Genomic DNA, 22,097 nt, shown 5'->3' with positions numbered 1-22,097 from the left:
TCTGACCGCCCGAAGTTGCGGGATTTTGGGGCGATCACGTGCGCATACCTCTGATAGTCAAACAGGCCTCACTCGCCATCCTGGCCGGTCTTACGACGTCGTTGATCGCATCGCAGGCCTACGCATTGATGATCGGTGGTCGCGGGACCGCACATGAACACGGCAACTCAGACGCTACCGAGGGCGGCGATGCCAACGGGCCGACCGAGATCCCGCCGTCCGGCTGGCGGGATATCCTCTGGCGGACCTATAGCGAGGTCGGCAGAGACAGGGTTCTCGCTGTCGCCGCGGGAGTGACCTTCTACGGGCTGCTCGCGGTCTTTCCGGCGATCACCGCCTTCGTCTCCCTCTACGGTCTCGTGGCCGATCCGGGGACGGTCGCGGAGCAACTATCGGCAGCGGAGGGCGTGCTGCCGGGCGGCGCGATCGAAGTGGTCCGCGACCAGATCGTGAGGATCACGACAGGCAACGAGGCCAAGCTCGGGTTCGCCTTCGTCATCGGATTGGGACTGTCGGCTTGGAGCGCCAATGCGGGCGTGAAGGCCGTCTTTGATGCACTCAACGTTGCTTATGGCGAGGACGAGAAGCGAAGCTTTATTCGGCTGAACCTGACCTCTCTGACCTTCACGCTCGGCATTCTGGTCTTTGCCGTCTTGGCGATCGGGGCCGTGGCCGCCATCCCGGTGATCCTCGATCATCTCTACCTCGGAGATTTGGCGGAATGGGTTCTGTGGCTCGGCCGCTGGCCCGCGTTGGTCGTCATTCTCATGGTCGGCCTCGCAGCACTTTACCGGTTCGGACCAAGCCGTGACGACGCCAAGTGGGCGTGGGTGAGTCCTGGCGCCGGCTTCGCGAGCGTCGCCTGGCTACTCGGGTCGGTCCTATTCTCGTGGTACCTCGCCAGCTTCGAGGACTACAACAAGACCTATGGTGCGCTCGGCGCTGTGATCGCGCTCCTGATGTGGATGTGGTTATCGGCCACGATCATCCTGGTCGGCGCGGAGCTGAACTCCGAAGCGGAGCGTCAGACGCTGCGCGACACCACGAAAGGTCCCCCGCGGCCGATCGGACTGCGCGGCGCCGACGCCGCCGACAACAAGTCGGGTTCCGATGACGAGTCGGGAAAAAGCCGCTCCGCTGAACGATGAGATCCGGTCCGCCGAAAACGAGGAACCGGAGTGGCGTGCGGGCGGTTGGAACCTCATCGGGAAGCCTCGCTGGAACCTCAGGAGCGCGAGATGGCAGACGAGAATGAGTTCGGTAATTCTGGTTCACGCTCCGGAGAGAAAGCAAGCGACGTGACGTCGAATTTGAAATCTGTCGGCATCGACACCGACCGCATGACGGAGGCGGCCGGTGATCGTGCCGGAGAGTTGCAGAGAATGCTCATCGAAGAGGTGAGGGCGCAGCCTCTCAGAGCCCTGGCGTGGGCAGCGGCGGCCGGAGTGGTCATCGGCTTCTGGGCTGCGAAATAGGCCGTGGGCGCCCTGGTCGCCCAGTTCGTCTCTGGGGCGACGGCAGCGATCAAGCGCCGCGTGATCGTCTATGCCCTTTGGGCTGCCAGCGGTCTGCTCCTGGTCTTCGCCGCCGGTTACGCGCTGAACGCACTCCACGCATCGCTGATGTTCCGCTGGGGACCTATCACCGCCAGCCTCGTCGTGGCGGGAGGACTGCTGTCCTGCGCGCTCGGCCTGGCCGTCGCGGGATATCTGCTATCAAGGACGCGGCCCGAGTCGCTTTACGAACGACTGGGAGCGTCTCCGGAGCTTACGCGGATGACGAGATATCTGGCTCGGCCGAAGCGCAGACTGGCTCCGGCTGCTGCGGGCGCTCTGGCTGGCGCCGTGGCCGTCGTCACGCTGGCGTTCCTGAGGCGGTCTTCTGGATCTGGAGACTCCCGTCCGGACCAACCTACGCGCCGCCATGACATCCCTTAGCGCAGGATCGGCTCGTAGGCTGTGAGGTCGTTTCGGATCGTCGTGGCGGCGACACCGGCCTCGCCCATCGCATGGCTGATCTGGTCCAAGCCCACCACGACATCGCCGGCGGCGTAGAGCCCCCGGACATTCGTGCGCTGATGGGCATCGACCTTGATGCATCCCTCATCGGTCAGGGCGGCGCCGAGCGACGCTGCCAACCCCGAATGGATCTCGGAACCCAGGGCGGGATAAACGGTGTCGAAAGTCATCCGTCCTTGGCTGACTGCGAAGTGGATTCCGGTTTCATCGAGAATGAAGTCCGTGGGCCTTCCACGAACGATGCAGATGCCGTTCGCATGGATCCGAGCAGCATCGTCTTCGGTCAACTCGGTGCCTTCGTCGAGTATCAGCGTCAGCCGGGCGGTGTAGGACCTGAGGAAGATGCACTCCGTGACAGCTCGGGCGCCGCAGCCGATAACGGCGACGTTCAGGTCGGTCACTTCATAGCCGTCGCACACCGGGCAATAGCGAAGTCTGCCGGTGCGTAGTGCGTCGGCGTGCAGCGGCTCCGGAATCGCCGGACGTCGGTTGGTCACCCCAGTCGCCAGAAGGACCGTTCGCGCGGGACCGAATCCGTTGCAACCGCCAGCTTCGAACCCACCGGGGATGATCGCCAAGCCGTCAACGTGGGTATCGACGAAGCGGGCGCCGAATTTCAGCGCCTGGCGACGCATCCGTTCCAGCAGTTCCGTCCCCGCAATGCCTTCCGGAAACCCGGCGTGGTTGTGGGTGCAGGGAATCTGCCGTGCCCGGCTGTTCCCGTCATCGGCAACGGCGACCTTGAGATGAAAGCGGGCCAGGTAGATCGCTGCCGTCAGACCAGCAGGTCCTCCTCCGACTATCAGGCAGTGCAAGGTTTCCGGCATCGCTCGCCTTTCACGCGCGCATCCGTTTCGTGCGCCAGCTCTGCGTCCATCATTCCCGGTCTCGTCTCGTCGTCTAGGCGAGAACATCTCCGCGAGCGCGAGAGTCGAACCATGAGAAGCGCACCTGCTGGTCAGAGCCGATCGATGCGGGAGACGGAGAAGCGTTCAAGTCCGCTTGCTAGGCCGCGCTCGGTTTTCGTAGCTCGCATTGCCGAGACCGGTACCGATCGTCAGGACACCCCAATGCCGGACATCTTGCATGAACGGCATCTCGCTCAATCCCTGGATGACGGCATCGTTGTGCATCGTCACCATGGTGTCGTGCTTTCCGATCGTCGGGACCGTTTCTCGAATGTTCTCGATCAGATTGAAGCGGCTGCTTTCCCAGTTCCCCGGGAGATTCTGGGCACCGCGATCGATGGTGCCATCCGGTTGAATGATCCCCGGGCATCCAATCCCGATGAAAGGCGCCACCCGGAGGCCACCGCGCTCGGCAGCGTTGATCTGGCTTCGGATCATGTCGCCCATTCGCTCGACGGCCCGATCGCGATCGGTGGTTTCGTCGGCATGACGCCAGAGTTCGAATTCGTAGACCCTCGCCTTGCTAAGGTCGGGTGCCTTGTCCTGGCGCAGCTCAACGATTCCGACGCGGATGTTGGAACCGCCGATGTCAACGGCAACGAGACTGTCGAACGCCTCGAACATCCATGTCGGAGCGATGTGAGCATTGCCGATGAGGCCTGCTTCGTCGGGATGATTCCGGATAGGTTGGAGTTCAGTTGTCTGGCCTTGCGTGCGCAGTATGATGCCTGCTCTGGCGATCGCGAGTTCCCCAACGCGGCTCTGCCGAAATCCGCCCCCCACGACGACCCGTTCGATCTGAGCCCAGGCCTTGCCGCGGCAGAAACGCCGAACGACCGTCGCTAAAGAATCCGCGTATCGCTCGACAGCGGTATGGACCAGTGCGGCTTCCTCCGGAGCACCCTCGATGAGCAGGGCGTCGAGATCCTTCTTCTTCAGGTCTTCGCTCGGCACTTCCAGCGGATCGTCGCCGTTTTCACGCAAGACCGCGCGCACCTCCTCCAGATGCTCGAAGATCGCCGCACGCCTCGCCTTATCGCCGACGAAACCCTCCTCGTCACGAGCTTCAAGATTATAACTCGTCACCAGGACGGAGGGCAGTTGCGATGCTCCATGAGGTCCGTCGCCGGGTTTCGATTTCGAATTCTTCGCCATGTGAATCTCGCCGCTGCGAGACACTCAACCGTGCCGACGTAGCGAGGTTCCTCAGATTGAAGGGAATGCCCCGTTCCTTGTGGTGGCTCGCATGTTGCCGAGATCGAGAACGGTGGAGAGAACTGCCTAGCTTCGTGCGAACGGAGGCAAGACGTCTGGCAGAAATCACCTCCTGGCTTCCATTCCTTCGGAATCGTGGAAGAAGCAGTCGAGGAGCCGAGCCAGTTCTGCGGGGGCTTCCTCCGCCATATGATGTCCGCTCGGGATCGAGGCACCGCGAACATCGTCAGCCCAATTTTTCCAGACTGCGACGACATCACCGTAAAGGCCCGGCAGATCGTCTCGCTCCGACCAGATAGCCAGCAGTGGACACCGAATCCGGCGGTCTTGTGCAAGGTCCTCGCGATCATGCTGTGGATCAACGCTCAAGCCCGCGCGGTAATCTTCGATCATCGTGTGAATCGTGGGCGGGTCGCAGATGGCGCGAACGAAGTCCGCGAAATTCTCCTCGCCCATCGCTTCAGGCGAACCGCCGTACCACGCCAGCGGGTCGGCTCCGATCGCGCGCTCTGGCTTCTCAGGCTGGGCATAGAAAAACCAATGCCACCAGCGCTGGGCAAAATCCGCGCGACAACGGTCGAGTGCCTCCAGGATCGGAACACCGTCAAGGACCGCTAGCTTCCGAACACGTTCTGGATAATCCATCGCCATTCGGAACGCGACATACGAGCCTCTGTCATGGCCTGCGACACCAAACGTGTCGTGTCCCAGTCTGTCCATCAGCTCGACAAGGGCACGAGCTTTCGCCCGCTTCGACGAATTCGCATGGTCGGGCCGGTCAGGCGGTTTGAATGAAGCTCCGAAGCCCGGCAGATCGGGACATACGATGGTGTGCCGGGTGTGCAAATTCGCGGCGACCGCATGCCAGGTCGTGTGGGTGCGCGGGTGTCCGTGGAGAAGCAGAATCGGCGGCCCGCTTCCTCCGACACGAACCCGGATCGGTCCGTCGGCCACTTCCACCGTCTCAAGGCTGAATCCCTCGAACATGCGAAACATCCTTCCACCTTGTATAAACGGTGATGCGGGAAACCGGGTCCTTGGCTCGTCGTTTCGAGCCGGAGGCCTGAACACTCGGCAAGTGGGGAGGGAAAGACGGGCCAGGAAGGATTCGCATTAGCTGCGGCTCGGTCAGTGTTCGCCTCCCACGCAATCTGACACGCGACGGTGAGGTATGCTGTAGCGGATGGAGGAAAGTCCGGAATCTTTGCGGGGGGACCGGGGGCTGATCGCGGAGGTCGTCGTCGGCGTCCGCGGACGCGGCAACCGACTCAGGATAGAGAGCGCCTCTGTCCGCAATAGGCGCATCCGCGACATTGAAGGTGCCCAGCCTTTTTCGTGGAGGCTCACCCCTAGGCGAGGCATCCAGCGCTCGAGACCTATGCGCGCGCTAATCGCGGCGCGGGTCGGTATTCCGTTCCTCGCATCGTCGTGCCTTTTCGATCTCTTCGTCGCTATGGGACTCGACCCCAATCAAGGAATTCCGAGCGCCCTCCTGCGCACGGATGAGTTCGTCGATCTTCGCCTGAAGTGCTGCTCCATCCCGGTTTTGGGTGGCCTGGAGGATCGGCAGCAGCAAGAGGGTGACCGTGCTGATTGCCAGGCTGGCGCCTCCCAGGAAGTGATCGCTCCCGGAAGCGAAGGCCACGACCCCGGCCAGCGACAGGGCCCCAGCAATGAGCAGCATCGCAGGTCGCCCGGCGAAGCGGGCGCAGCCGGTGGAGAACGCATCGAACCACTTCATGTCATTCCCTCCGATCCAGAACACTGGAACTGGCTTGGAGCGCGGACAGTTCAGTTGGATCGCGGACGAATCCGCCGGTCCAGCGGTCGAGGTGCACCATGTCGAGTTACGATCACATCATCCACAAGGGCAGCAAGGCGTCGCTGTTCACCCGTATTGCGCAGGCGGTCGCTAGTTGGACTGGAAAACCGATCACATTCTTCGTCGCGGTTGGCCTGATCCTCGTATGGGGCGCCTCAGGTCCAGTTTTCGGTTTCAACGACACGTGGCAGCTCGTCATCAACACCTCGACGACCATCATCACCTTCCTGATGGTCTTCATCATCCAGAACAGCCAAAACCGCGACACCGCAGCGATGCAGATCAAGCTTGATGAACTGATCATCAGGCTTGAAGGCGCGCGCGAAGAGCTCCTCGATCTCGAGGAGCTGGACGAGGAAGACCTCGTCGTGATCCGGCGTGATTTCTGCAAGCGCGCTTCCAAAGCCCGTCGCGCAGCCGAAGAGGGAGACTCTTCCAAAGGTGGCTAACCACAACACCGCAATCGCTATCTTGGGAATTCGACAGTCTAGCCTGCCTTCGCCCCTTTCTGTTCGCGGTCTCGGCCGTGCCCGTTCCCCGTCGTCGCATCACCGTCGCCGGAGAGCACGACCGGGTTAGCACTCACCAATCCGTCGGGATTCGGAGAAGTGCGCGGTGAGGCGGCGTACTGACCTGCGGCATCTCGTTTTGCGGGCTTCTGGGAGGTCAGGGCGTCCGCTTGATGTTTTTCAGCTTCTTTCCCACGGTTGGGCATCAACGTCTCCAGAGATGGGTGCAGGTGCTAATCCTTGCGGAGCTTCCCGAGGTTGCCGGGCAGGCCCACGAGCGGGCGATCATCGCGTGCCATGGCGTCACCGCGCTGCTCGGGCTCGCCGTCCATTTCCGAGGCGGCTTTCATGACCGCGTCCGGTGGGGCAATATTTTCCTGTAGGTGCCACTCGACCGTATCGCGATCCATCCCCGAGCGTTCGGATAGCCGCGCTATCCAGTCCTGACCGGAAAATTTTCTCGCGAGGGCGACCGCCAGTTCACGTCCGGTAGGCGAAGATGGATGTGGCATGTCGATGCTCCCTTTCGAAGGCAACGCAACAAGGACGAAGGGGTTGCGCCGCTGGGCCGATAACCGAAGGAGGCTTGCGGACGTCAAAGAATGGAGGGCATGGCGTTCCTGCACGCTGCCATCCGGTGATCCCGAACCGAGGGCCGACGATCGAGTTCGAGGGCATTAGGCGCCCGAACACTGGGCTGCCGAACCCGGTGTTCGCGGCACGGTTTCTGACCAAGACGGCGAGCGACAAATAATTGAGTCGCAAGGATATTTTTACGGAACGGTCGCTGGCAGGGCGCGTTCGCAGAGTGGGGGGTCATCAAGGACCCACGACATGAAAGCACTCTGCTGGCACGGCAAGGGCGATATTCGCTGCGAAACGGTGCCCGATCCACAAATCCAGGATGCCGGCGATGTCGTGATCAAGGTTACGGCCTGCGCGATCTGCGGCTCCGACCTGCACGTCTATGACGGCTACACGCCGACGATGGAGGCAGGCGACGTACTTGGACACGAGACCATGGGGGAGGTCGTCGAGGTCGGGCGCGACGTCCGGAACCTCAAGGTCGGCGATCGGGTCGTCGTGCCGTTCAACATCGCCTGCGGCGACTGCTTCTTCTGCCGCAAGCAGCTCTTCTCACTCTGCGACCGCTCTAATCCGAACGCGGATCAGGCAACGAAGGCGATGGGCCAGTCGCCGTCCGGCTTATTCGGCTATTCGCATATGCTCGGCGGCTTCCCGGGCGGGCAGGCCGAATACCTGCGGGTGCCCTATGCCGATGTCGGACCGATCAAGGTCCCGAACGGCATTCCGGACGAGCAGGTGCTGTTCCTATCGGACATCTTCCCGACCGGGTACATGGCGGCGGAGAATGCGGAGATCGAGGAAGGCGACACGGTCGCGGTCTGGGGCTGCGGCCCGGTCGGCCAGTTCGCGATCCAGTCGGCCTGGATGTTCGGCGCGGGTCGCGTCATCGCGATCGACAATGTTCCTGAGCGGCTTGCGCTGGCGGCGAGCAAGGGGCGGGCTGAGACGATCAATTTCGACGATGTCGGCGTCTACGACCGCCTCATGGAGATGACCAAGGGCCGTGGCCCCGATCGCTGCATCGACGCGGTCGGCGCCGAGGCCCATGGCAGCGGTTCGTTCGATGCCGTCATCGACAAGATCAAGGCTGCGACCTACCTCGCAACCGATCGTCCGCATGCGCTCCGGGAGGCGATCATGTGCTGTCGCAAGGGCGGCACGATCTCTATGCCCGGCGTCTATTTCGGTTTCCTCGACAAGATCCCGATGGGCGCCTTCATGAACAAGGGACTGACGCTAAAGACGGGGCAGACGCATACGCACCGCTATCTCGCGCCGCTTCTCGAAAAGATCACGTCCGGCGAGATCGACCCTTCCTTCGTCATCACGCACCGGGCGGGGCTTGAGGATGGGCCCGGGCTTTATCAGACATTCCGCGACAAGGAGGACGGCTGCATCAAGGTTGTCCTTACCCCGTGAACGAGGAGAACGACATGGCAAATGGAACGGGGAAACTCGCAGTCGTCACAGGCGCTTCGAGCGGGATTGGCTTCGAGCTGGCCCAGCTTGCCTCGGCGGACGGCTACGACTTGATCATTGCGGCCGACGAAACCGACATCCACGACGCTGCGGCGAAACTGAAGGCAGAGGGCGCCAACGTTGTCTCGATCGTCGCCGATCTGAGCGACGAGGAGGGGGTCGAAGAACTCGTCGGGGAAATCGCCAAAGCGGGGCGGCCGATCGACCTGCTCTTCGCCAATGCAGGACGAGGTCTCGGGCACGGCTTCCTCGATCAGGACGACACCGAGTGGCTGCGCGTGATCGACACCAACATTGTCGGCACGCTGCTGCTGCTGAAGAAGGTCGGTCTTCAGATGCGCGACCGGGGCGAGGGGCGCATCCTCATTACCGGCTCGATCGCGGGATTCATGCCGGGGACGTTCCAGGCCGTCTACAACGGTACGAAAGCGTTCATCGATTCCTTCTCCTTCGCGCTCCGCGAGGAGTTGCGGGACACGGGCGTCACCGTCACCTGCCTCATGCCGGGCGCGACCGAGACCCGCTTCTTCGAGCGTGCGGGGTTGCTCGATACCAAGATCGGCCAGGACGAAAAGGACGATCCGGCCGACGTCGCGAAAGCAGGCTATGACGCAGTTCTCGCCGGAGAGGGCGACGTCGTCAGTGGCTGGAAAAACAAGCTCCAGTCCTCGCTTGCCAACGTGACCCCGGCCGAGACGCTCGCCAAGCAACACCGGAAGATGGCGGAGCCGGGCTCGGCTGATCGTTGACGACATGGCGTCGTGCCACTGAACACTCCGACGGGAAGGAGGATCCAGAACCCTCCTTCAACGGAACGGCCGACTGAGGAACGCCGAGCCGGCGAGGCCGAAACGCCCAGGAACATCTGACGCTTGCGATATACCGATGCGCGTTCCGATTAGGACCTTGGAACAGGACGGTCCTGAGGAGAAGGAGAACGGTGGTCGCGTGAGGTCGTGACCATCGCAGCTACCCTCGATGCCCAAAGCTGCGCAGAGGCGGCCGGGACCCGAGCAGAGTTGACGATCGGGGAGGTCGCCTCGCCGGCTTCTCATCTCCTCGATGCCGACAAGCGGCTCGATCGCGCGAATGAGAACGGCGGCACCCGGCGTCAGCCCACAGACCACGTTCAGGCACCAGTGAAGTCCGTAGGAGCGATAGACGTAGGCGTGCCCGGGCGGGCCGAACATGCTGCGGTTCCGCGAATTCGGTCCCTTCACGCTGTGCGACGCCGGATCCTCATGGTCATAGGCCTCGGTTTCGACGATCGGACCGCCCGCGCCCCTGAACAGCAGCGTCGCGCCGATCAGTTCTCGCGCCACCAGCGCCACCGGCCTTCGGTAGAAGCTGTCCGCGAGTGGCGGAAGCTCGAGCATGACATGATCGGCCATGGGGATTCATCCGGCGGCGAAGAGGGAAGCAGATCGAACCCTGCTGATAGAACTCCTGCAATATCAGGCCCCGGTCTCGGAATGATCGGCCGCCACCGGCTTGGACTCGGGCGATCCTCGCTGGCGCAAGAAGATCGACAGCACGACCAGGACGGCGGTGGACAGAAATTCGGACTGCCAGTTCTGAAAGGATTCGAACCAGAGCTGAGAGTCTGCGAGATAGCCGAGCATGGTCTTCAATTCGCGGCCGTGGACCTCCGCTTCCTGGTTCGCGGCAATGGCGCTGAACCACCAGTGCAGCGCGAAGGAGGCGATGAAAAGAACGGCGAGCGCCAAGCCCAGCGAATGCTCATAGAGCCACGCTAGCTTGGGATTGCGCGCCCGCCAGGGCAGGTCATCGTTCTCCCGCCCCGGAGCGTCGGGATCGCGGGACTCCGCCGACCCTCGCTGGAACAGCATCGCGGTCAGGACGACATAGGTCGCCATCTGAAGGAACTCGCTCTCCCAATTCTCGAAGAGGGCCGAGAGGAAAGGTCCGCTCGTCAGGTAAGCACCGAATGGGAGAGCCCGCTGCCCATGCTGGATGAGTTCTTCATTATGAGAGGCGAGGCCGGTAAGCGCCATGCCCGCGAGCGAGAACAGGAACATTCCGAGCAGTACCAGGGTCAGTCCGTTGTTGCGCATGATCGGTTTCATCGAGCTCCCCGTCTATCGCCACGCATGCAGGATCTCGGCGGTGCTCACCGCCTCGATCTGCTCGGTGAAGCGCGAAAGGTAGAGTTCCATCAGCGCGTCATGGGTCGCATCGGACGAACTGCACACCGCATCGGTCGCTAAGATGACTCGCAAGCCACGATCGACCGCCCCGAGGACGGTTGCGAGGACGCAGACATCGGTTTCGCCTCCGGTCACGATGACGGTATCGATGCCGGATCCAGCGAGGAGAGCGTCGAGATTGCCTTCGTTCCATGGCGAATAGACGTGCTTGTCGATCACCCGAGCCGGCGGCACGAAGCGCTCGAGGGCGGGGACCAGCCGGATGGCGTCGGCGCCGATCCGTTCCAGTGTCACGTCGGCCCATCGCCGATAATAGCGCGCCCATGTCCCGCGCCCGTCACCGGGGCGGGTCGCAGGGATGAAGCGTGTGAAGATGGTCCGATGGGGATGGGAACCGCATAGCTCTTCGATCGGAGAAAGCACACGCTCGAACCAGTCCACGGCCCAGGGAGACCCGACGTCGAACAGGCGCTGCATGTCCACGCACAGATGCAGGCCGTTTCCGCCGATCCCGCCGTGCTCAAGTCCTTTGGCGATCATGAGGAAGTTCTTTCCTGTCGAACGGCGATCAGCGCTTTTGCGTCGGCAGCAGCGTGCCGAGGAGTGAGCGCGCCGTATTCGCGATGACGCTCCCAGCATCGGGATCTCCCGCGGCCAAGGCGCCTGCGAGTCCGCGTGCCTGAGCGAAGGTGATGTGCGGCGGCAGTGGGGGAACGTTCGGATCGGTCACCATGTCGAGGACGAAGGGGCGATCGGACGCGAGCGCCTCGTCCCAGGCCGGCCCAACCTGTTCGGGATCCTCGACCCGCCGCCCGGAAAGTCCCATAAGCTTCGCGATCTCGGCGTAGGGCAAGTCCGGCAGCTCCTGGCTCGCCGGCCATTTCGGATCGCCGGCCTGGATCCGCTCCTCCCAGGTTACATAGGCGAGTTCGCGGTTATTCAGCACCATGATCACGAGCCGGGGATCGGCCCAACGTTTCCAGTATTTCGCGATCGTCACCAGCTCGGTGATGCCGTTCATCTGCATCGCGCCGTCGCCGACCAGCGCGATGGCCGGACGATCCGGATGCGCGAACTTCGCTGCGACGGCATAGGGGATGGCGCAGCCCATCGTCGCCAGCGTGCCCGAGACGGAGCCCATCATGCCACGCCGGAAGCGCAGATGACGGGCATACCAGACCGTTGTCGTGCCGCTGTCGGCGGTGACGATGCAGCGTTCCGGCAGGCGCTCGGACAGTTCGGAGGCGACCCGTTGCGGGTTGATCGGAGATGCCTCGACCATTGCGCTGTCGGCCACCTCCTGCCAGCCATCGCTGACATTGGCTTCGATCGTAGCCCGCCAATCGTCGGCGGTCTTGGGCTTCAGCAACGGCAGAAGCGCTTCCAGCGTCGCGGCAGCGTCTCCGATGAGGTTGACTTCCATCGGGTAGCGCAGGCCGAGCATCCCGGCGTCGATGTCGATCTGGACGCCGCGGGCCTGTCCGGGTTTCGGCAGGAATTCCGTGTAGGGGAAGCCCGACCCGATCATCAGCAGCGTGTCGCAGCCCTGCATCAGATCCCAGCTCGCCTTCGTCCCGAGCAGACCGATAGAGCCCGTGCAGAACGACACGTCGTCGGGCACCGCAGCCTTGCCCAGGAGGGCCTTGGCAATTCCCGCCTTCAGCTTCTCTGCCGTGGCGAGTACCGCGTCGGTCGCCTTGATCGCGCCGGCACCGACGAGGATGGCGACCTTCTCGCCCGCATTGAGCACGTCTGCCGCACGCTGGAGGGCGGTCGCAGCAGGAACCACAGGCGACAATTCGATGCCGACACCCGAGTGCGTCATGCCATGTTCCTGAGACGGCTCGACCATCTCCTCGAGCTGGAGATCGTTGGGCAGGATCACACAGGTGACGCGCCGCTCGGCGATGGCGATCCGGAAGGCGCGATCGATCAGATGTGGCACCTGCGCCGGCACGGAGGCCGTTTCGACATAGGCGCCGGCGACATCCTTGAAGAGCGATTGCAGGTCGAGATCCTGCTGGTAGTGCGAGCCCATCGCCGAGCGCGCCTGCTGACCGACGATGGCGACCACCGGGCGGTGATCGAGGCGCGCATCGTAAAGGCCGTTGAGCAGGTGGACCGCGCCGGGTCCCGAGGTGGCGATGCATACGCCGACCTCGCCCGTAAATCGGGTTTCGCCCGATGCCATCAGGCTCGCAGCTTCCTCATGCCTGACCTGGACGAACTCGAGGTCGTCTTCGCGTCGTTGCAAGGCCGCGATCAGGCCGCCGATGCCGTCACCCGGATAGCCGTAGACGCGTTTCACTCCCCAGTCGTGAAGACGCGTCCAGATGAAGTCGGAGACTGTGCGGGCCATGATGATGTCCGAAGATGAGAAGGGATCGCTTGCCTCCATTCGGCCAGCGCTCCTGGATTCGACGCAGGAAGCGATCAGCGCCCGGGACCGAAGGTTCGTGGAGAGGGAACGGGGGCCATGCCGCCATGTTCCGGTCCCGGCGCCCTTGCGGTCATTTCGCTAAAGCCGCGGAACGCCAACGACCTTGAGGGGTTGGCTGATCATCACCCAGCCCTCGGGTTCCATTCCTGAATTCGCGAGATGTAGAGCGGCAGTCGTCCGAGCTTCACGGCCAGTTCTGCTCCGAGAGGTCCGGGGCCGAGCATCAACACGTCCTCGAGAGTCCGATCCCCGAAGGAAAGCCCATGACCGAGCACCCGAAGCCGCCGTTTCCTCACCAGCAGCAAGAGATGCCAGGCTCGACCGACCAGATGGAGCCTCGCCCCGATCATGGCGAGACCTCCTACCGGGGCTCGGGCCGTCTTGCGGGCAAACGAGCAATCATTACCGGCGGCGACAGCGGCATCGGCCGGGCTGTCGCGATCGCCTATGCCAGGGAAGGCGCCGATGTCCTGATCTCCTATCTCGATGAGGAGGACGATGCGGCCGAGACGAAACGCTGGGTCGAGGAGGCGGGCCGCAAGGCGGTGCTCGTACCCGGGGACATCCAGTCGGCGGCCCACTGCCGCGGGATCGTCAAGACGGCCATGGCGGAACTGGGCGGGATCGACATCCTGGTCAACAATGCCGCCCGTCAGGCGACCTTCGACGACATCGGCGAGATTTCGGACGAGGAGTGGGAGCTTACGTTCAGGGTCAACATCCACTCGATGTTTTACCTGACCAAGGCGGCGGTGCCGCACATGCCCGCCGGCAGCGCGATCATCAACACCGCCTCGGTGAACTCGGACATGCCGAACCCCACCCTGCTTGCCTACGCGACGACCAAGGGGGCGATCCAGAACTTCACCGCCGGGTTGGCGCAACTCCTGGCCGAGAAGGAGATCCGGGCGAATGCGGTCGCCCCAGGGCCGATCTGGACGCCGCTCATTCCCTCGACGATGAATGCCGAGCGTGTCTCGAATTTCGGCAAGCAGGTGCCGATGAAGCGACCCGGGCAGCCGGCGGAACTCGCCACTGCGTATGTGATGCTGGCCGATCCGTTATCCAGTTATGTCTCCGGCGCCACGATCGCGGTGACCGGCGGCAAACCAATCCTATAGGAAACCCTGCGGATGAACTGGATCACCGTCATCGGCTTCGGTGCAGCGCTCTGCTCGACGGTCAGTTTCATGCCCCAGGCTTGGCGGATCGTGAAGACACGCGACACGTCCTCGCTCTCGGCCCCGATGTACGCGATCAACACGATCGGCTTCCTGCTCTGGCTGATCTATGGCGGGATGCTGGGCCAATGGCCGCTGATCCTGACCAATGGCATCTGCCTCGTGCTGGCAGCCTTCATCCTGACGATGACGCTGGCGTCGTCGAAGCAGAAGGCCAAGATCGCGGACGCGCTGAAGTGAGCTGAGGCGCCTCGGGACCGTTTTTCCTTCCGCCAGAGTGCATACTGGTTCATGGACGATCCGCCCCAGCTTAGGGTTCAGAACGGCTGACTGCGTGGACGCTCGGCCTGGCGAATGTCCTCGACGGTCGGCTGACGCGTGATCTCGAGTTGATCATCGTTGCGGATCAGTAGGCCTCGATCTGCGAAAGCATCAAGCCATCCGAGCATCGGCCATTTCCCCCATCGGGCATGAAAGACGCGAGCGTTCCGCACGATGTCATCGAAATGTTGGAGAGGCGGGTCGAAGACGCCGTGGTGCTGGTGATAGGCGCACGTGCCGCCAAGGAAGAGGAGATCTATGCCGGTCTCCCTCGCGCGAAAGGCGAAGTCGGTATCCTCGGCGCCATAGCCAGTGAAAGCCTCGTCCAAACCGCCGATGCGTTTGAAGGCGCTGGCGGACACGCCGAAGGCGAGCGACCAGAACAGCCCGAAATTTCGTTGCCCAGCCACCCCGGATGGTGGAAACCGCCGCGCGGGATGCGACACGCCGGCTGCGCTGAGCGAGGCATCCGACCATTGCCCTTCGTTGGCGTCGCCCGCGGTCAAGTAGCGGATCTCTGCGCAGATCAGGGCATCGCGCTGATCCAAGGCATCGGCCATCGCGGAAACCAGGCCCGGGCCAGGGATACAGTCGACGTCGAGGAACAACAGGAAGGGCGAACTGGCATGAGAGGCCGCAAGGTTGCGGGCCTCCGCCAAGGGCAAACCCTCGGTCGCGAGGCGGATGAGCCTGATCTGAAAATCCGCGGCGGGATGCGCGACCGGCGTGTCGCTCATGTCGACGATGACGAGTTCGGCCGGCGCCATGTCACTGCGCCGCAAGCCTTCCACGAGGTTTCGCAGATGCGCCTCTCGGTTCTTCACCAAGGTGAGGACGCTGATCACGCTGGGCTCCGGCGCCAGAGATCGAGCCGGTATTCGGGCCGACGCTCATGCAGAACGGACAGAACGTCGGAGGCCATCGCTTGTTGCAGGGCTCCGACGGCGTCATCCCCGCTCTGGGGATAATCGGTCTCTCCGGTCCAGTGGACGAGCAGCAGATCTCCGCCTGGCGCGAGCAGGCCATGCAGTTGGCGGGCGGCTTGCCGGAGATCGGCGTCGTCCCAGTAATAAGCGACTTCAGAGACGACGATCAGGTCGAATGCGGCCTCGGTCGGCGCTTCGCCGGGAAAGCCCATGATGGCGAAGCGAACTCCATGGAATTCGGAACACCGGTCTCGCGCGCTGGCGAGTGCCGTCTCACTGACATCCACGGCGAGCAAATCGTCGCAATGCCGCGCCAACTGACGCGTGAGAACGCCGTTAGCACATCCGATCTCGAAGCCCCGGCGGTAATGGCGGCCGCCCAGTGCCGCGATGCTGTGTTCGTACTTGGCTCGCTCATAGGGGCTCGTCTCGAAGCCCCAGGGGTCGGGCGTGCCCGCGAACATCCGCTCAAAGTACTCAGGGGGCAGGCTTTTCCGCGCGCGCATTGAGCCCGGTCCTTTCATAGAGCAGGTCGGATGCGGGCATGCGCAGCTTCGCTGCCGGCAACCTGAAGCCCTCGCCGAATTGCGGGGTGAGCTGGCTGACATGAGCCGCCAGCGCGGCGTTGCGGAGGCCGATCGGAATCGGCGGCGTGCGCAGCGCCCGGTAGCCTTCGTCGGGCGGCTCGGGCGCCCAGACGACGTACTCGAAGACCGTGACGGGACGCATGGCGCTCGAAGCAACGGCGCTGGCCAGCCGATAGGCGGCCTCGTGATCGCAATGCGGCTCATGCCGCGCCGTCACAGCCAGCGCATCGACCCGGCGCTGGCGGCAGAGAGCGGTGAGCCGGCGCCTTGCCTGTTCGAAGCCGGGTTCGCCTGCCCCAAAGGGCCGCGCGTCCGGCCAGTCCAGGAAGAGCGGCGGCGGATGCGCCGGGCCGGCCAGCACCCTGACGGCGCGCGCCGCCTCCCGACGGCGGGCTGCGACAAGGCGAGCGCGCGAAGCCGGGCCGTCGTGGCTGTGCGAGCCGACCCCGTCGGTAAGAATGACGATTCCCGCCAGCGCGCCCCGCGAGGCCGCGTCGGCAATGAGCGCGCCGCAACCGAGGGTTTCGTCGTCGGCATGAGGCGCCAGCACGAGCCAGCGAGCGGACGCCGTTGGACTCGACGCGAGCGATCGCGCTGACAGCGGCCGCGTCACCATAGTCGGTCATCCTCGCCCCAGACATCATGGTCGAGCCAAGCAATGGCTGCCTGATCGCGGGCATAGTCCGGGCCGGCCTGACGCAGATAAAGGCTCAGATCCCGGATGATCTTGTCGATCCGCTGGCCGTCGAAGGCGCTGCGCGTGCCGACGATCCGGGCCGACAGCTCCATCACATCGAGCGCCGCCCGTTCGACGATGCCGCGGGTCATACGCACGAAATCCGGAGCATCCCCGGCGTCATCGGCAGCACGCTGCGCTGCCTCCCGCACCCAGAGATAGGCCGTTCGGGTCGCGGCGACTGCTTCGCCGAATTTGACCCGCTGGAGAGCATCATTGCGGGCGATCTCCGACATCGCTGAGCGTGTTTCGGCAAGCAGGCCTTCGACGCCACCCAATTGGACCGCAAGGAAACGCCATGCACCCGCAGTGAAGCGGGGCTCGCGGGTATAGTCTCCGGGAGCGCCCAAGAGCTTGTCCTCGCTCGGCTGCATGCCTGTGAGATCGTAACTGCCGCTGCCGGTCGCACGCATGCCCCGCACGCGCCAGGCCGACAGATCGGCGCGGGTCGCAACATTCGCCGGGACCACGACGAGCTGCGTGCCGTCTTCCTCGCCCCGTGCGGTGATGACGGCGAAGGCCAGACCGCCGGCCCCCGTCGCGAAGGCCTTGGCGCCGGTGAGGAGCCAGTCCGTGCCGGAGCGACCGAGGGTGACGCCCGGCGGCGGCTCGGTTGCCCAGACGCCATAGAACGCTCCATCTCTAAGCGTCGACGCTAGCTCCACCTTCTGCTCGGCAGAGCCGAACCAAGCGAACAGCTTCAGCGCGTTGACATGGCCCTCGAAGATCCGACCGAGGCTCAGGTCAGCCCGACCGATGATCCGGAGGACGCCGAGCAGTGACGCGTTCTCGGCTCGCGCATCGGCAAAGCTTTCGCCTCCGCTCTCCAGAGGAGCGAAAAGGCGGTGCAGGCCGATGCTGCGCAGGGTCTCGACGCTTTCCTGCGGATAGAGCGGTGCTGCGTCGTAGCGTGCGCCGGACGCGACGAGATGCGGGAACACCGCTTGGAGGCGCGGCCTGAAATCCTGCTGCGACGGAGCGGGAGACGGCGCCTCTCCGGGTATCTGTCGATCACGCTGATGCACGGGGCATGCCCTCCCGGGCCGTTGCAATGAGGAAGTCGGCCGCGCGGCGGGCGCCGTCGGGTTCGTGCAGCCTGTTCAGAACGCCGGGGTCGAGGTCGCGCGCGGCAGCGATCAGCCCCGGCCAGTCAGAGACTTGGGGCCAGCGCTCGATCACGACCGCGGCGCCTATTGCGGCAAGACGGTGCGCCTTCGAGAGCTGCTCGTCGAAGGGGCGCGGCTCTGGGAGGCAAATAAAGCGGCTACCCGTCGCGATCACCGCGTTGACGAGGCCGTCGCCAGCCGCGCCGACGACGAGGCCGGCGCGCGCAATCTCGCGCTCGGCTTCCTCCACCCAGCCGAGGATGGAGAGGTTGTCGGGGCATGACTGCGGCTGCGAAACCGGACCGATCACGCGCCAGTCGAATCCGGGCGCCGCGCGGGCAGCCGCGGCGAGCGCATCGCCAACCCCGCCCGTGCCGCCCCTGCCGTAGACGACGAGGATGGTGTCCTGCCGATTAGGCTCGCTCGACCGAGATGAAGACGTCAGCCCGGGGCAGAAGCGCGTTTTGGCGCGCACCCAGTCCGGCATGCCGGGATCGTCGAGCTCGCGATTGAAGGGGGAGAGGATCACGCTGGCGCCCCGAAACGCCTCGAGGTGAGCGGGATCATCGCGCAGGCCGCTTAGCCGGACATAGACGGTCGGCGTAGCGGCCAGTCGCGCCAGCATCGCGATCTCGACCGAAACATCGACCACCATCAGCGACGGCCGCTCTTGCGCGATCCAGCTTGTCAGCAACGCGGCACGGCTGCGGATACCACCATGTTGCGAAGGGGCATAATGCAGGGCGAGAGGTCGGTCGACGGTGTCGTCGCGCCCGTCGAAGACGCGATTGTCGGTCAGCCGGTCATCGGCCAAGTCGAGATAGGGAAGGCCCTCGGTGCGACCTGCGAGTCCCGTTCCGATCAAGGTGAACCTACCATGCGGGGCCGATTTCGCGATCGCCAAAGCGCGCTGTCGATGCCCATCGCCATGGTGATGGACGTAATATCCGATCGGCCCGATCATCGGCCGCTGCCCGCGTCGGATCCGGCGATTCCGGTCCAATCGATTTCGGCCAACACCGCGTCGTGTGGCATCGGAGGCAGGGCATGCTCGGCCGCAATAAAGCGGCTCGCCCCGCAGACATCCTGCCGCGTCTCACGACGCCACAGGGCACGCTCGCGCCAGTGGCGCAGCGCCGGTGCCATCTCAGCCTCGCCGCTCGATGCCGTATCGCTCATCCGCCGCATCATCTCGGCCATACCACCTGCCGCGCGACCCAACGGCCGGGCCGAGACCCGTGTCCAGACCTCCGGGGGATGGACGAGGCGCCCACCGGCAACAACGGCTGCCTCGACGAAGGCTCGATCCTCGCCCGAGGCGATCAAGGGAACGCCGCCCGAACGGCGATACATCTCGGTGGTGATCGCCAGGCTGCCGCCGGTGTGGTCGCCATGGCGAGGTGGCGGATCCCAGGGACAGGGATCGATCTCGTCCTCGATTTGCCGGACCGCGGCCCAGTAGCGATCCCACAGCGCCCGGCTGGCGACGACGCCGGGAGGGATGTCATCGTCCTCGTCGAGAACCAGACGACCTCCGACAATATCGGCGCCCTGCGCAATCGCTTCGAGATTGGCGGAGATCCAGTGGGCTGGAGGACGCGCGTCGGCATCGGTGGTGATGAGCACGCCGCCCGACGGCTCGAGACGCGCCATGCCGGCAGCCATCGCCGAGGCCCGTGCCGAGCCTGCATGGGCCAGCTCGGGCGGGAACGTCGCGACCTCCAGGGCAATGGCCAGTCGGTCGCGATATCGCCTGGAGACGGCCGCGATAACTTCCGTCGACCGGTCGGTGGTGTTGTTGAGGCAGATCGCGATCGGGATCGGACTCTCGACATCCTGCTCAGCCAGCGCCTTGAGCAAGAGCGGAAGTCGCTCTTCCTCATTCCGGGCAGGGACGCAGACGCAGAACGGGAGGCGAGGCAAAACGCCCCGACTCGCCGATATACCTTCTGTAGCGCGTGTCGCCACTGTCAGGCGAGCATGCGAACATTGGGCTCCCGAGCCCATTGCCGCGTCCGTGCCGGCGCGAGGAAAGCCTCTTTCTCCTTGCCGAGTTCGACGATGCCGTCGTCGGGCTCGACGCCGGCCTTGTCGAGCAAAGGCTTGGCCTCTGCGTTGTAGCCGATCGCCTTGAGATGGCCGAAAGCGTGCTTGGCGAAATCGACCGCCGCGCCTTCCTTCATCAGCATTGCGCACCCGTCCTCGGAGAGGATGATCGCCACCGCGTCGAAAATCACGGAAGGCGTTCCGGCGAGCTGGCCGTCAGCCTTCAGCATCTTGCCGTCCTTGAGCTTCACGCCTCCGATCTTCGGCGCAACGATCTTCACCGTCCCGCCTTCGCCCTCGACCGATGTCTTGAGCGCAGTGACCAATGCTCCATCTGCCCCGTCTGAGACGAGGATACCGACCGCGCGCCCTTTCAGCGTCTCGGGGTACTTGCCGACGATGCGAAGCGCCGGGGAAGGCTCCATGTCCGAGGCTTCGACTGCTGCGGCAGAAGCCTTGGGCAATGGCATGGCGAGCCCGTCCGCCACGCGCTGAGCCAACGTCTCGTCGACATTGAGAAGGTTGGCCATGACGCGAGTGCGGACATGCTCGAGCGTGACCTTCGAGAGCTCAAAGACGAGCGCGCTGGCGAGATGGGCCTGCTCGATCTCGCTCTGGGAGCGGAAGAACAGCCGTGCATGGCTGTAGTGGTCCGCAAAGCTTTCCGGCCGCAGCCGCACCTTGTGCTCCTCGACCGGCACGGCCGTCGTCCGGAACCCGCCGACCGGGTCTTCGCGCGGCCCTCCGGCTTCGCCTGCCTCGGCAAGGCTGTTGGGCTCGTAGTTCGCGCGGCCCTTGAACACCTGGGTCTGCATGTGTCCGTCACGTTGGAAGTTCTGGAAGGGACAGCCCTTCGCCTTGTTGATCGGCAACTGGTGGAAATTCACCGTCCCGAGCCGTGAGAGCTGCGTGTCCTGGTAGGAGAACAAGCGGCCTTGCAGAAGCGGATCCTCGGAGACGTCGATGCCCGGCGGCATGTTGGTCGGCAGGAAGGCTGACTGTTCGGTTTCGGCGAAGAAATTGTCCGGGTTCCGGTTCAGCACCATGCGGCCGATCACGCGGATCGGCACCAGCTCCTCCGGGATCAGCTTGGTGGCATCGAGGATGTCGAAGGGCAGGGCATCGGCTTCCTCCTGGCTCAGCAACTGCACGCCGAACTCCCATTCCGGGAAGTCGCCCTTGTCGATTGCCTCAAAGAGATCGCGACGGTGATAGTCCGGGTCCGCCCCGGCGATCTTCACGGCCTCGTCCCAGCAGGTCGACTGCGTGCCGAGCTTCGGGCGCCAGTGAAACTTGACGAAGGTCGGCTCGTCGTCATCGTTGAGTAGGCGGAACGTGTTGACGCCGAAGCCCTCGATCATGCGAAGCGAGCGCGGGATCGTGCGATCCGACATCGCCCACATGATCATGTGGGTCGATTCCGGCATCAGGCCGATGAAGTCCCAGAAGGTGTCATGCGCGCTGGCGGCCTGGGGATAGCCGCGATCCGCTTCCATCTTCACCGCGTGGACCAGGTCGGGAAACTTGATCGCATCCTGGATGAAGAAGACCGGGATGTTGTTGCCGACGAGGTCCCAATTGCCCTCCTTGGTATAAAACTTGACCGCGAAGCCGCGCACGTCGCGCGGGGTGTCGATCGAGCCCGCGCCGCCGGCAACGGTCGAGAAGCGGGTGAACACCTCGGTCTTGACGCCGACCTCGGTAAGGATCTTCGCCCGCGAGAACTCCTCCAGGGAATCCGTCAGTTCGAAGAAGCCATGCGCCGCCGAACCACGAGCATGGACGATGCGCTCGGGGATGCGTTCGTGGTCGAAATGCTGAATCTTCTCCCGGAGGACGAAGTCCTCGAGCAGTGTCGGTCCACGGAGGCCCGCCTTGAGCGAGTTCTGGTTGTCGCTGACGGGCGCGCCGTGATTGGTCGTGATGCGGGTTTCAGGTGTCGAGGCAGTCTGGTGAAGCTCGCCACCGTTGCCGGGCTGAGCGTCTGGTGCCTTCGTGTCGTCTCGCGGAGTACGGGCCATGGGAGAATCCTTCCTTGGCTTGGGGG

General features: G+C 64.0%; 23 protein-coding genes. 7 read left to right on the top strand and 16 right to left on the bottom strand.

The window, feature by feature from the left end; genetic code table 11:
* Positions 1-38 precede the first annotated feature (38 nt).
* On the top strand, positions 39-1,148 hold the full coding sequence (locus tag BoBH3_RS11320; protein WP_262330887.1) for a YihY/virulence factor BrkB family protein: 1,110 nt from the start codon (positions 39-41) through the stop codon (positions 1,146-1,148).
* Positions 1,149-1,238: 90 nt separating this feature from the next.
* Entirely contained in the window at positions 1,239-1,475 is a 237-nt protein-coding gene (locus tag BoBH3_RS11315; RefSeq protein ID WP_262330886.1) for a hypothetical protein, read from the top strand.
* Between the two features lie 458 nt (positions 1,476-1,933).
* On the opposite strand, the gene BoBH3_RS11310 is transcribed toward BoBH3_RS11315, so the two are convergent.
* The 4 genes from BoBH3_RS11310 to BoBH3_RS11295 all read right to left on the bottom strand — a co-directional run bounded on the left by BoBH3_RS11310 (position 1,934) and on the right by BoBH3_RS11295 (position 5,882).
* Positions 1,934-2,845 (bottom strand): NAD(P)/FAD-dependent oxidoreductase, encoded by a 912-nt coding sequence (locus BoBH3_RS11310; protein WP_262330885.1) that lies wholly within the window; start codon positions 2,843-2,845, stop codon positions 1,934-1,936.
* 165 nt (positions 2,846-3,010) lie between these two features.
* Positions 3,011-4,081 (bottom strand): ROK family protein, encoded by a 1,071-nt coding sequence (locus tag BoBH3_RS11305; protein ID WP_262330884.1) that lies wholly within the window; start codon positions 4,079-4,081, stop codon positions 3,011-3,013.
* 165 nt (positions 4,082-4,246) lie between these two features.
* The gene (locus tag BoBH3_RS11300) at positions 4,247-5,128 is read right to left on the bottom strand and encodes an alpha/beta fold hydrolase (protein WP_262330883.1); all 882 of its coding nucleotides are present in this window, start codon (positions 5,126-5,128) and stop codon (positions 4,247-4,249) included.
* Between the two features lie 400 nt (positions 5,129-5,528).
* Positions 5,529-5,882 carry a low affinity iron permease family protein gene (locus BoBH3_RS11295; protein WP_262330882.1) on the bottom strand — a complete coding sequence of 118 codons (354 nt, stop codon included), beginning with the start codon at positions 5,880-5,882 and terminating at the stop codon, positions 5,529-5,531.
* A gap of 98 nt (positions 5,883-5,980) precedes the next feature.
* Between BoBH3_RS11295 and BoBH3_RS11290 the strand changes: the two genes are divergently transcribed.
* Positions 5,981-6,412 (top strand): low affinity iron permease family protein, encoded by a 432-nt coding sequence (locus BoBH3_RS11290; RefSeq protein ID WP_262330881.1) that lies wholly within the window; start codon positions 5,981-5,983, stop codon positions 6,410-6,412.
* A 293-nt stretch (positions 6,413-6,705) separates the two neighbouring features.
* Here the strand turns inward: BoBH3_RS11290 and BoBH3_RS11285 are convergent, their stop codons facing one another.
* Positions 6,706-7,098 carry a hypothetical protein gene (locus tag BoBH3_RS11285; protein WP_262330880.1) on the bottom strand — a complete coding sequence of 131 codons (393 nt, stop codon included), beginning with the start codon at positions 7,096-7,098 and terminating at the stop codon, positions 6,706-6,708.
* 208 nt (positions 7,099-7,306) lie between these two features.
* Here BoBH3_RS11285 and BoBH3_RS11280 point away from each other — a divergent pair, with 208 nt between their 5' ends.
* Together BoBH3_RS11280 and BoBH3_RS11275 are read left to right on the top strand one after the other, a co-directional pair.
* Positions 7,307-8,479 carry a zinc-dependent alcohol dehydrogenase gene (locus BoBH3_RS11280; protein ID WP_262330879.1) on the top strand — a complete coding sequence of 391 codons (1,173 nt, stop codon included), beginning with the start codon at positions 7,307-7,309 and terminating at the stop codon, positions 8,477-8,479.
* A gap of 14 nt (positions 8,480-8,493) precedes the next feature.
* Positions 8,494-9,288: an SDR family NAD(P)-dependent oxidoreductase gene (locus tag BoBH3_RS11275; RefSeq protein ID WP_262330878.1), complete on the top strand. Its 795-nt coding sequence runs from the start codon at positions 8,494-8,496 to the stop codon at positions 9,286-9,288.
* A 57-nt stretch (positions 9,289-9,345) separates the two neighbouring features.
* On the opposite strand, the gene BoBH3_RS11270 is transcribed toward BoBH3_RS11275, so the two are convergent.
* The 4 genes from BoBH3_RS11270 to BoBH3_RS11255 form a co-directional block, all read right to left on the bottom strand.
* Positions 9,346-9,930 carry a DNA-3-methyladenine glycosylase gene (locus tag BoBH3_RS11270; protein WP_262330877.1) on the bottom strand — a complete coding sequence of 195 codons (585 nt, stop codon included), beginning with the start codon at positions 9,928-9,930 and terminating at the stop codon, positions 9,346-9,348.
* Between the two features lie 63 nt (positions 9,931-9,993).
* Complete coding sequence (locus BoBH3_RS11265) at positions 9,994-10,626, bottom strand: DUF6766 family protein (RefSeq protein ID WP_262330876.1); 633 nt, start codon at positions 10,624-10,626, stop codon at positions 9,994-9,996.
* Between the two features lie 12 nt (positions 10,627-10,638).
* Positions 10,639-11,247, bottom strand: a complete 609-nt coding sequence (locus BoBH3_RS11260) for a cysteine hydrolase family protein (RefSeq protein ID WP_262330875.1) — start codon at positions 11,245-11,247, stop codon at positions 10,639-10,641.
* A gap of 28 nt (positions 11,248-11,275) precedes the next feature.
* Positions 11,276-13,066, bottom strand: coding sequence for a thiamine pyrophosphate-requiring protein (locus tag BoBH3_RS11255; protein WP_262330874.1), 1,791 nt, complete (start codon positions 13,064-13,066; stop codon positions 11,276-11,278).
* 344 nt (positions 13,067-13,410) lie between these two features.
* On the opposite strand from BoBH3_RS11255, the gene BoBH3_RS11250 reads away from it, so the two are divergent.
* Together BoBH3_RS11250 and BoBH3_RS11245 are read left to right on the top strand one after the other, a co-directional pair.
* Positions 13,411-14,268: an SDR family oxidoreductase gene (locus BoBH3_RS11250; RefSeq protein ID WP_262330873.1), complete on the top strand. Its 858-nt coding sequence runs from the start codon at positions 13,411-13,413 to the stop codon at positions 14,266-14,268.
* A gap of 12 nt (positions 14,269-14,280) precedes the next feature.
* Positions 14,281-14,568, top strand: coding sequence for a SemiSWEET family sugar transporter (locus tag BoBH3_RS11245; RefSeq protein ID WP_262330872.1), 288 nt, complete (start codon positions 14,281-14,283; stop codon positions 14,566-14,568).
* Between the two features lie 77 nt (positions 14,569-14,645).
* Here the strand turns inward: BoBH3_RS11245 and BoBH3_RS11240 are convergent, their stop codons facing one another.
* From BoBH3_RS11240 to BoBH3_RS11210, 7 genes are read right to left on the bottom strand one after another with little or no spacing between them, the layout of a single operon-like run.
* On the bottom strand, positions 14,646-15,494 hold the full coding sequence (locus BoBH3_RS11240; RefSeq protein WP_262330871.1) for a glycosyltransferase family 2 protein: 849 nt from the start codon (positions 15,492-15,494) through the stop codon (positions 14,646-14,648).
* Positions 15,491-16,081, bottom strand: a complete 591-nt coding sequence (locus BoBH3_RS11235; RefSeq protein ID WP_262330870.1) for a class I SAM-dependent DNA methyltransferase — start codon at positions 16,079-16,081, stop codon at positions 15,491-15,493. The genes BoBH3_RS11240 and BoBH3_RS11235 overlap by 4 nt, the downstream gene beginning before the upstream one ends.
* Positions 16,053-16,778 (bottom strand): PIG-L deacetylase family protein, encoded by a 726-nt coding sequence (locus BoBH3_RS11230; RefSeq protein ID WP_262330869.1) that lies wholly within the window; start codon positions 16,776-16,778, stop codon positions 16,053-16,055. The genes BoBH3_RS11235 and BoBH3_RS11230 overlap by 29 nt, the downstream gene beginning before the upstream one ends.
* Positions 16,772-17,923: an acyl-CoA dehydrogenase family protein gene (locus BoBH3_RS11225; RefSeq protein WP_262330868.1), complete on the bottom strand. Its 1,152-nt coding sequence runs from the start codon at positions 17,921-17,923 to the stop codon at positions 16,772-16,774. Before BoBH3_RS11225 ends, BoBH3_RS11230 begins: the two co-directional genes overlap by 7 nt.
* Positions 17,910-18,968, bottom strand: a complete 1,059-nt coding sequence (locus tag BoBH3_RS11220) for a glycosyltransferase (RefSeq protein WP_262330867.1) — start codon at positions 18,966-18,968, stop codon at positions 17,910-17,912. Before BoBH3_RS11220 ends, BoBH3_RS11225 begins: the two co-directional genes overlap by 14 nt.
* Positions 18,965-19,927, bottom strand: coding sequence for a glycosyltransferase (locus tag BoBH3_RS11215; RefSeq protein WP_410050594.1), 963 nt, complete (start codon positions 19,925-19,927; stop codon positions 18,965-18,967). Before BoBH3_RS11215 ends, BoBH3_RS11220 begins: the two co-directional genes overlap by 4 nt.
* A 47-nt stretch (positions 19,928-19,974) precedes the next feature.
* A complete protein-coding gene (locus tag BoBH3_RS11210; protein ID WP_113585505.1) occupies positions 19,975-22,071 on the bottom strand; it encodes a catalase in 2,097 nt (698 codons plus the stop codon).
* Positions 22,072-22,097: the final 26 nt, after the last annotated feature.

The sequence above is a fragment of the Allobosea sp. BH3 genome (assembly GCF_025499465.1).
Taxonomy (GTDB): domain Bacteria; phylum Pseudomonadota; class Alphaproteobacteria; order Rhizobiales; family Beijerinckiaceae; genus Allobosea.
Note: the sequence above shows the minus strand (reverse complement) of the source record. Positions and strands in the feature narration are given on the sequence as shown.